The sequence below is a fragment of the Mameliella sp. MMSF_3455 genome (genome assembly GCF_030733205.1).
Taxonomy (GTDB): domain Bacteria; phylum Pseudomonadota; class Alphaproteobacteria; order Rhodobacterales; family Rhodobacteraceae; genus Antarctobacter.
On record NZ_JASHJL010000001.1, the window covers coordinates 176,898 to 186,987 of the forward strand.

Annotated in this window: 1 protein-coding gene; it reads right to left on the reverse strand. The window is 62.4% G+C overall.

Going from position 1 to position 10,090, the window contains the following annotated elements:
• Window positions 1–39 precede the first annotated feature (39 nt).
• A complete protein-coding gene (locus RBB42_RS00840) occupies window positions 40–10,065 on the reverse strand; it encodes a Tc toxin subunit A-related protein (RefSeq protein ID WP_306043582.1) in 10,026 nt (3,341 codons plus the stop codon).
• Window positions 10,066–10,090 lie beyond the last annotated feature (25 nt).

Genomic DNA, 10,090 nt, shown 5'->3' on the forward strand with positions numbered 1-10,090 from the left:
CAGAGCCGGGCTACCTCCAGGGCCAACCGCGCCACTTGGTCAAACCCGGCACCCGTTTTCCGGCACAGCTGTCGTCCAGTCGCAGGACGCCATGGCCTCGGTCGCGCTATAGGAAAACAGGAGCCATACGTTGCACAATCGGCGGATTTCCGGATGGAAGGAAAGCACACCCAGCGACGTGCCGTCACGGCCTGCGATCTCGACCGCATCAATGTCCAGCACGCCATGGAAGAAGCCGGGCCATGCTGCGTCGGCCACGCAATCGATCGTGAAAACGCCTTCCCGGCAGGTGTCCGGCTTGATCGTCTCGACAGCTTCGCCAGCAAAGAAAATCACGTCGTGATGCCGGCTTGGGTCGGCGCCCGGCGCTTCGAACAGGACCTGGATGCGGTTGACGAGGGGGCGGCGATTGCCGGTCAGGAACGGGAACATGCCGCGATCGAGGCGCAGGCCAAGATATTCGCCATCGCGGCTGGCCGGAATCCCGTGGCGCATCGGTGCCGGCATGGTGCGCCACAGGCCCGGCAGCTCACGCTTGGCGTCTATGAAACGCGTGCCCGATCCCGGCAGATGACGTTCTGCGCATGCCGCCGCCGCAGCCCGCAGCCGGTCACCGCCTTCATGTGCGGTGTACTGCATGTGGAGAACAAGATCGCTCAGGGTGTCTATGTCGAACCGGTTCGTTTCCGCTGGGAGTTCGATGCATAGCTTGCAGGCCGCGCCCTGGTACTCGAACGGCAGGTAACGCAGATCGTTGAGATCCAGGGTAAAAAGCCCGGCGTCGCTTTGTCCGGACGACGTGGCTATGGCCTCGGCGGCGCCGTGAAGGTGGACGATGCGCGGGTCGTCGGGCAGGGCTTCGTAGCCGGAGTTGCAGCCCGTGTCGTCGCAGCAGCGGTGGTCGGGGGCAAAGACTTCGGGGCTGACCCGGATACTCGACGCCAGTAGCGTTACCTTGCAATTGACGCCCTGATACGGCCCGACGATGCAGGGGAGGGTAACTGAAAGGCTGCGGATGCGGCGCAGGAAATGCCCGGGATTGTCGCAATCGAAAAGCCATTCGGGAAGCTCGATCACACAGCGACCGGTGGAGATCAGTTGCAGGAAGGCGGATGGAAAATGCTCCCGAAGGGAAATGTGCTTCATCAACTCGTAGGGGCGCCGGTCGCGATCCTCATAGGCTTTCTGCATGCGCGCCAAGGCAAGCGACAGGCGCTCGCCGTCCAGTAGTCGTTCATGCAGGGTGTCCGGCATGTCCATCGCGATGAAGCGGTCGGCAGACAGTTCACGCTCGAAATTGAAGGCGCGTTCCGCGTCCCATGCGCATTGAAGCGCGAGGTCGTGGCACTGGGCATAAAGTGCCGCGGTTTCCTTCTGAAGCCACAGGAACAGCTCGTGGCTCGTGAACTTGTCGCGCAGGTAATCCTCGACTTCGGCCGTGTTTGCCATGTTCTGGCGATGATTGTTCAGCTCGCGTAGCGCCGCGTCGCGACGGCGCTCGGCGGCCAGGATTTCCCGTTCGATCCGTGCGACGTCGATTTCGCTGAGAGCCCTGTTGTGTTCCCATTGGTCGGCGCGCCGCTCCCATCCGTCCTTGGTCAGACCCAGCGATGCGACGGTATTGACGATGTCGGCGGCCACGTTCACCACCGTTCCTGCGGAAGAGAAGATCATCGCCAGTTTCTTTCCCGGCGGCAGCGTCACGAAACTCATCAGTCCGACATTCGGATCGGGGATGAGGTTCATTGCCTGACCGATTGCCTCGACGACGTTCCCGGCTGAACGAAGACCTGTGGAGGTGCCGATCAACGGTTCGTATTGCGCTTCGCCCGAAAGCAATCCGGCGGCCAGGAGGCCCTGGTAGAATGTCAGGTTGGTTATCGCGTGTTCCTTGGCCAGAACCAACGCCTGCCGGTTCCAATCCGCGTCGCGATACTGGTTCTTGCGAATGTCGAGTGTGAGATCGGCAACCTGGCGCTGGTGCTTGGTGTTCAGGGACGACAGGTATTCCGCGTCACCCTGCTGATAGGCCTGCAAAAGCTGGCGACCCATGTTGGCGCATTCGGACGCGGCGCGGCGGGCCCTTTCGACAAGAACGCTGAAGCGGTGCGGGCTGCGTCGGCGGCACCAGAAAGCGGCGTCAAGACAGGCATCGCCCGAAATCTGCCAGCATTCCCGGCGCGGGTCATCGCCGAAGAAGGGCTGTTCGTCGTTCGGCCGGCCGGACTTGTGGCGACGTGAATCCAGGCACGCGTGGATTTGACCTTCGATATCCGCGGCCCGATTGTACAGACACATCAACCGAGGATTGAGTGGCGCACAGGCAAGCGTCACATCCCGGATCGGAGCGGCCGGAATGTCGTCCGGCTCCGTCACCACGGTCTTGGGCAAGTCGCCAAGGATGCGGCGCGCGGTTTCGGTCAGCGTCCGAGCCCTTTGATACGCCTCGGGCGCGTCCTTGCGGATGAGCGCCTGGGCCCAATCGAGCAGGATTTCTCCGTAGGTCATCATGATAAGCCGCCGTTCGGCACGCTGGTCCGATACGGGATCGCTTGCACAGCAACATTCGCCCGGATGGCTGGAGCGACGTGGCGGCAACACCGCCGGCACTGGAACAGGCGTATTCGGGGTGTCGTCGGGAGTATCATCCGGGATCGTCGGATCGGGATCGATCGGATCTGGCCTGTTTGGCCGGTCGCATTCGGCCCAAGTATTGTCTCCTTGGAGTGGCGGGAACTCTTGCTCGAGCCACCTCAGCGCTTCCTCATAGCGGCAGTGCGTGGACAGGTGCTGGGCGACCGCCAGAACCGTTGCGAAGGTGCGGTTGGGCAGGATTGGATCCCCGGGGCAGGTAAAGGCGAACCACGGGAAGGCGGGCAGGTCGCCCGGGATCGGGGGCGCGTCGGTCTGGGTCAGTTCGGGGAGGGGTATCGCATCGTCCGGAGCAAGATCGTACCGGAACCCCGGCGAGGGTGGCCCGGGAACTCCTACACGCTCCACCCCGCCGACCACGTCAAAAAAGAGCGAGTCGGCGATGCGTCCCCGGAAGGTCAGATCGGGTTGTCCAGCCGGAAGGTCCTGTTGCAACAGGACCCCTTCGCTTGATCGCCGAGGCGTTTGGAATTCGCCGTTGTGCACGCGGCACCAGTTGAGGCGTGCGATCTTGCGCGGCGTCCAGGCAAGGGCGGAGGGCAGGGCTTGCGGATCGCGCCAGACGGTATCGACAATCGGTGCTCCGGTGCCATCGACCGGCAGGCTGTCCCGATCGACATCGTCGCCGTCACCATCTGTGGCAGAGACCCATTCTGCGACTTGCTCGACGGGAAGGAACTCTTCTGAAACGTCCAACCAGAAATAGTATTCGTCCATGACGGGTGGATGGTCGCGGCCACAGTCTTTGCAACAGATCGTCGGGTCGGGTGTGGTACACTTCGGCGTGTAAGTGGCTGATGCATATGGCAGTCCGGCCGCGGCGATGCGCAGGAAGCGCGTGCCAAGGCGGACCGGGGCTTCGAACCACATGGGAAGGTCAGGCGTCCTTCCGGAACTGGCACCTGGGCCGCCCGCCGCGGCAGCGGCAGAGGTGTCGGAAAGAATGACGCCGTCATCCCCGCGAGAGGTGCCCGGAATGGGCGACAACCAATCAGGTCGGGCGTGACGATCGGGTGTTCCTTTCAGACCTATGCCCTGCCGCGGGGCTTCCAGCCGCTGCAGGGTCGCTGGTTCGCGCTTTTGCAACAAGGTCAGCGCAGTTGCCGGAGGCACATCCGGTTTGGACCAGTGGACGCCACCACCGGGTACGGGCAGTGTCAGATCGTTCCGGCGCAATTCGCTTTCCAGGAACCGGAAGGCCTCGGACCCTTTGACGACCGCCTCCTCACTCCAGCCGATCCAGTTCTCACGATAGATCTCACGGCGCTTGCAGGCTTGCCAGGTGCGGAAATCGGCAAAGTGGCGGTCCCAGGCGGATGCAAAAGCGGGGCCGGGTGTAAAGCCTGCTTCCAGCCCCAGTCGCGCCCTGTCGACAAACTGCTGCACCGCGCGGATCGCCTCGTCCACGCGGGAAAGTTTCTGACAAAGACCGGCGTCCACGTCCTGAAGAAACAGATCGGAGAGATCGCGCGCCCGCGTCGCGAAGCCACCCCAGGGAAGCGGCAGGCGGTTCATCGCCGTGAGATAGGCGACCAATGCGTCGCGACCACGTTCACGGAGGCCATCGTTCAGCGTTTCGATTTCCTTGTAGCGGCGCGGATCGCCGTTTTCGATCAGGCCGTCACGATAGAATTGGGCTAGGTTGGACAGGCCGCCCATATCGACCGGGTGCGCGGCCCAGAGATGGGGCTTGGCGACGTCGATATCCGCTTCGAGGAAGTCGTCGCGCAGGCGGTCGATCCACTTGTCGGCGTGCCAGACACGGATGGCCCAGCGGTCGTCGATCAGATCGCCGCTGTCGATTTCGAAGGTCAGTCCCGCCGCGAATGGATCGAAATAATCGAGGACAAGAGGAACTTGGCGAATGCCGACCCTGATATGGCGCAGCAATTGCGCCGGTTCGTCCACATGTGCTTCCGCCGCCTCGTGGAAGAGAAGGACCGGATGTGTTTCGTCGCCACCGGCGACATCGGCGCGCATGACACTGTAGTCGAACAATCGCTCCCACCAGTCGAAGAGCGCCGAACTGCGCTGGTGGCTGGGTGAAGCGCGCTGGTCGTCAACCGGGAGTGGCGGAAAGTAGTTGTCGAGCACCGGAAACAGGTTGAAGTCGAAATTGGCCCGGTGTGGCTGAAAACCGCCGCCCGGATCAAAATAGGACTGCCCGGCGAAGGCCTCGGGTTGTGACAGCATGTATCCCAACTCGGACTGTCCACTGTCGGCCACCGGGACGGCGCCCAGGGCAAACCGATCGGCAAAGAGCAGTGCCTTGAACGCGCGCTGGTAGGTCCGCCGCATCGAGCGCACGCTGACCACATGTCGCGCCGCAAGCACGCCGAAAACGCCCGGTTGGGTCGTGCCGGTATCGAGATCGGCATCCAGCCGCTCGCCGGTTCCGATGAAAAGCTTGTCATGCGGGATAACCTGCCAGTCGCTGCCAGAGTCCGGGCCGTCATATTTCAACTGAAAGCCGGTTTCCTGCGCGCAAATGTCTTCCGGACCGTCGAAGACAAGCGGTAACCGCTCAAACTCGATCTCGATTTCATAGAACCCGCGCTCCAGATGAATGGCCTTTGCACAATCCGGCGGCGCTTCTTCTTCCTCATGGCCGTGCGCAAGGAGGACCAGGGTTTTCTGACCCTGGCGCAGCATCACACGCCAGCGATGGAAGCGCTCCAGCGCCTCGAAATCGGGGAATTCGTTGCCTGGGCGTGGCGCGCCGGCGCGGAAGCCGTATTTCCCGCCTTCCTCGATCAAGAGCAGGCCGCGCCATGTCAGCGTGAACGGTTCGGCGCCGCCGACCGGCGTGCCGTCCTCATTGCCCATCGCATAGCCGTTTCGGATCGAAACGTAATCCAGTTGTTCCTGGGTCAACGCCGTGTTCATGGCCGGCAGGACAGTCGGAATGGGACCGTTGGTGGCATTCTCGGTTGAGCCGAACGCTTCGATGCCGCCCCGGGTTTCGCGCCACCGGATCAAAGGGGTGTCGCCGCGATATTCCGCGATTAGCCCGGTGCCGACGACACCGTGGAGGGCGTGAAAGGCGCCCCCGTTCGGTCGTGGCGTCCACTGCACTCCGGGAACCGCGCCGCTATCGTTCTCCCATGGGCCGGTTGCCGCGTTTTCGTCGGCCCAGAGATGCCGGAGGACAAGCAGGGCTGTTTCCGCGCCGTCCTTCTTGCGATCACCCGTCACACGCGAAATATGCGCGGCTAGATGATCGGCCAGGGCCAGGCTGCGCGCGTGGAAGCGTGCGAACGTGTTCTGGAACCATGCCCAGCGGTCTGCCGGGCTGGTGGTCTCTAGCAGCGAGAATTCTGTGTCAGTTTGGTTTTCAAAAAGAAACCCGAAGAACGCAAGAAGTGCGCGCGGCGCCATGTAGAGGGTGCTCACGGCGGCTTGTTCCGCTGCGGTCAATTGCCGGATACGGGCCAGCTTGGCGATTACTTCCGCATCGACAAGCGGAATTCCCGTCTCCAGCTCCTGCGATCCGGCGAGGTATCGAAAGGGACCTTCCGGCGTGTTCCACATGGCCTCGGATGTGGACCCGGCCGGCAGGTTGGCGCGCCATACGCGGTCGCCGGGGGCAACCGTCAGGCCTTCAGCTTCTAGGATGTCCGGAAAGAAGTGCGTCCCCAAAGCTGTCCATTCCGGCGTCCCGTCGGGCATGCCATAGGTCTCGCGCAGGGTCTTGCCCATTCTCGCCCATGTCCAGGTCGAGGCCTCCTGCGGATCGATTGTCACATGGCGCAGGACGTCGCGCAGGGCAAAGAGCGTATTTTCGTCCTCGTTGTCGGGAAGGTCGAAGGGCAGGTCGCGGGCTTCGTTGCGGGTTTGGGCAGGAAAGGGGTCACCGCCTTGAAGCTGCGGGTCGGCCATGAACAGGAACAGCAGATCCCCGACCTCGAATTTCGAGGCATAGATCTTGGCAAGGATCTCTGCCATGCGCAGCGTGTGACGAGGCGAGGCGTCCCATTCCCGCCCGGCGGTATCCGGGTCAAACCCCGCGAGTCTCGACACTGGGTCCATGTTGCTGCGCAGCAGCTTGATGAATTCCGGCGGGCGGCACGGGCAATGATAGGTGCCGATCGCATATTGCTGGATACGGTTCAGCAAGTGATCGAGCGCCCACTGCGCCTTGGTTGCACCGGGCGCCCAGAACGCAAGAAGATGAGTGCGGTTCGCGCCGACGGACCCCGCACCTGGCGGATCGTTTTTATCGACCAGGGCCAACCCAAAATCGTCGCGGAGCATCTGGAACGCAGCCAGTTGAGGGATGAACATCGCATTGGCGGTGTTCCCGTTGAATAGCGTCAATACGGTCGCGATGTCGGCAAGTTCGGCGAACGAGTAGCGAGCGTTCGGCATCTGGTTCAGACGCCGCCATAGCCGGATGAAGACGATCAGGCGCTTCAATGGACCGAAGAGGCCGGGATCGGAAGGAAATTCCAACCGATATTCTTCCAGACAGCAGGGCTCGCACTCTGGCAGGTCGTCTTGCCGACGATGTCGGACAACAATATCGACGAATCCCGATTGAACGAGTTCCCGGAACTCGCAGTAGCTGAGGCAAGTGCGTTCGAGGAAGACCGAGAGGATGACGACCTCTTCCATCCAGGTATCGGGATCGACACCGGGGAGGCCGGGAAAACCGTAGTGTTCGGGAAGAGCGGCAGGCCCAAGCTGTCCCGGACGATACAGGACGTCGTATTCTTCCTGTGTGATGCACAGATAGTCGAGCGCTAGTGGCAGTGGCACGGGATAGCGCCAGAGGTGGTTCTGAAAATCAGCAGGCACCGACCCCGGTGCATGTACAAACGAGTGTATCTCACGCGAGAAGGCCCGCATCGTTGCATATCGGCTGGTGCCCAGGGCCTTGAGCGTGCTGCGAGTCACGTCCAACGGTTGGTTGTAGGGAAGGGTGCAGGCTGAAAAATCCTCTGCCAGCGTTTCCCAGGCGGCTTGTTCCGCGGTCGGAATGGCGGGCGTCGAATGCTCGGGCAGGGCACAGAACAGCGTTTGTGCCGCGTGCGGTGTCGCACCTGCGGGCGGATTGGGATGCGTGTCCAGCGTATGACCGCCGAGTGTGTCCCGCTGTGTGTCGCGGATCGTACCCGGCGGAGATCCGGTAACCACGACATGTTCCAGCGTTTCGTTGACCATGTCGATCTGAGGAAGCGGAATGCAGGCATTGGAATGGCTCGCCGCTAGCTGGCCTATCGGACCGCGCCGCCCCGAAAGCGCCGCGCCAAGTGTGTTCGCGCCATCCGTAGCCGCCAGCGGATCATCGCATGTTGCAGCTTCGGTAACCTGGAGCATTTCCTTGAGGTAGGCGACCGGACCGAGCGGCGAGACATGCTTGGGGGGTATGCAATTCGTCAATGCACCCCAGGGATTTACAGGTGCAAACGGACCGATCGGATCAAGCGGTTCGGCCCCCGCTGCAGTCGCGTTCGCCAGGATGGTCGAGGCATGCGCGTGTGCTACGGTTCCGATCAATGCAGTGGTCAAAGCGTCCAGGTCGAAACCCGCGAAGTGGTCAGGCGTCACGAAACCTCGCGCCCAAAGGGCCTCGGCCACGGAAAAACGAAGCTCTTCCGGAGCGATGCCCGCCGTAAGCGCAAGCACCGATTGCAGGCATTCCAGCCAGGCGACGAACTCTGTGCGACCGGCGGGATCATCGGGAAAGAGACTGTCGAGCAGGGCACCGTTCGCCGCGGGATCGAAATTTTCGATATCACCGCCGAGGTTGGACAGAATATCGTCCCAGTTTTCACCGAGAAGCGGCAGGGTCCCCGGTTGCGCCGGGGTCGGCGCGGAAAGGGCAAGTGCCGCGTCAAAGAACTTTCGGAGGTTGCGCAGAAACGTGCGTGTCTGTTCGGCAATTGAACCGGGATGGGTAAATGGCGGCAGCAGCGACGGATCGCCTTGAAACAGGGCGAGCCACTGTTCGTCCGTGACGGCACGCAGCGCGGAAATCGTCGTGACGCCTCCATCCAGATCGTTGCGGATGGCAGCTACGAGGTTCGTGTGGTCGTGCGTGATCGCGCAGAGGACCATCAGGAATTGACCTCTCGTTCCGGCAGGGTCCAGCGCCGACCAGAATGTCCAAATCTCTTCATCCTGCTCGGCCAGCCAGCCGGCGATCAAAGCCGTTACATTCGCTTCGTCCCCGGCGGGGCATTCCGGCAACCCGTTCTCTCGTGCGCCTCCCAAGGCTGATAGGCGCCGTGCGGCCTGGTGCAGGTTTGTGCCGGGATCGAGCGCGACAATGCCGTTGTGCACGGCTTCTTGCAGTGTCGAGATCGTTCCGGTTTCGTTGCCGAAGATCACCATGCGGAAGCGCTGCTCGACCGTGACCTGTAAGGGCAGCGTCGCGGTCAGGGCATAAATGTAGGCGGCGGGCACCACGAAGGGCGCCGTTCCGGTGAGCCCGGTCAGCTTGATACGCGTTGACGCTGTCTCCGCATCGCCCGGTTCGGCCGGGATGGTCAGTGCCGCGCGGTCTCCTTCGGGACCTGTCAGGATGCTGTCGGCGATGGAAAGCGCCGCCGACATCGTGAAGACGAAATTGGCCAGACGCTCTGCCGTGGCATCGTTCCCGACCTGATAGGTCTTGAGATCGCCCTCGAACATGGCACGCGTGCGTTCGGGTCCATCCCCCTCGGCAAAAGGAAGGGTGTAGATCTGGTTGAGGGGGGCATCCGGCACGGGCAGTGGGCGGGCGGCACGGTCCCAGACGATTTCGGAGGCGATGTGCCGAGCCTGGATCGGGCTCAGGTTGTCGATTGCGTCGGTGTCGCCGGGGTCGTCGTCCATTACGTTCGTGACCGCGGCGAAAAGCTGATCGAAGTTTGGCGCGGTCCCGTCCTCGGGCACGTTCAGCGTGCCGCCGGTCTCCACTCCCGGGGCGGGCAGAAAGAGGTAAAGGCTGGCAGGGATAAGCTGAAAACCAAGCGGATCGCCGGGCAGATTTCCATTCGTCGTCGGGACGTTGAAATAGCGCCGCTTGTGGGTAATCGTCGCGCCGTTCCGCTCCATCGTGATCCTGAGGTCGACGGTTTCGTGCTCGGCGGCAGGCACACCGTCCGGCACTTCAATGACGGCGGTGCCGACCGCGAACATCGTGGGAACGGGGGCCAGTGGAAGACTGTCGGGATTGACACCGTCATGCTGGACAATGGTCGTGTTCGGGTCGTGCTCGAGAACGTCCGTATCGACGGGCGGGGTGGAAAGCGGCGTTGCCGGTGCGATGTATTCTGCCGTCCCCAGTTCCGACGCCGGGTTCTCGGCCGCGGGGTCGTCGAAAGAGGCGTCGAAGACCGTGATCTCGAGGTCTTCGAGGTAGTTAGTGAACGTCCCCGGCGTCACAGGCGTTTCGGAAAGAAGGCGAATTGCGATTATTCGGGGCATTGGTGCGTTCCATTTCGAGTTTGGC

Coding starts and splice junctions, on each gene's coding strand:
- RBB42_RS00840 (WP_306043582.1), bottom strand. CDS start 10,065: ATGCCCCGAATAATCGCAATTCGCCTTCTTTCCGAAACGCCTGTGACG.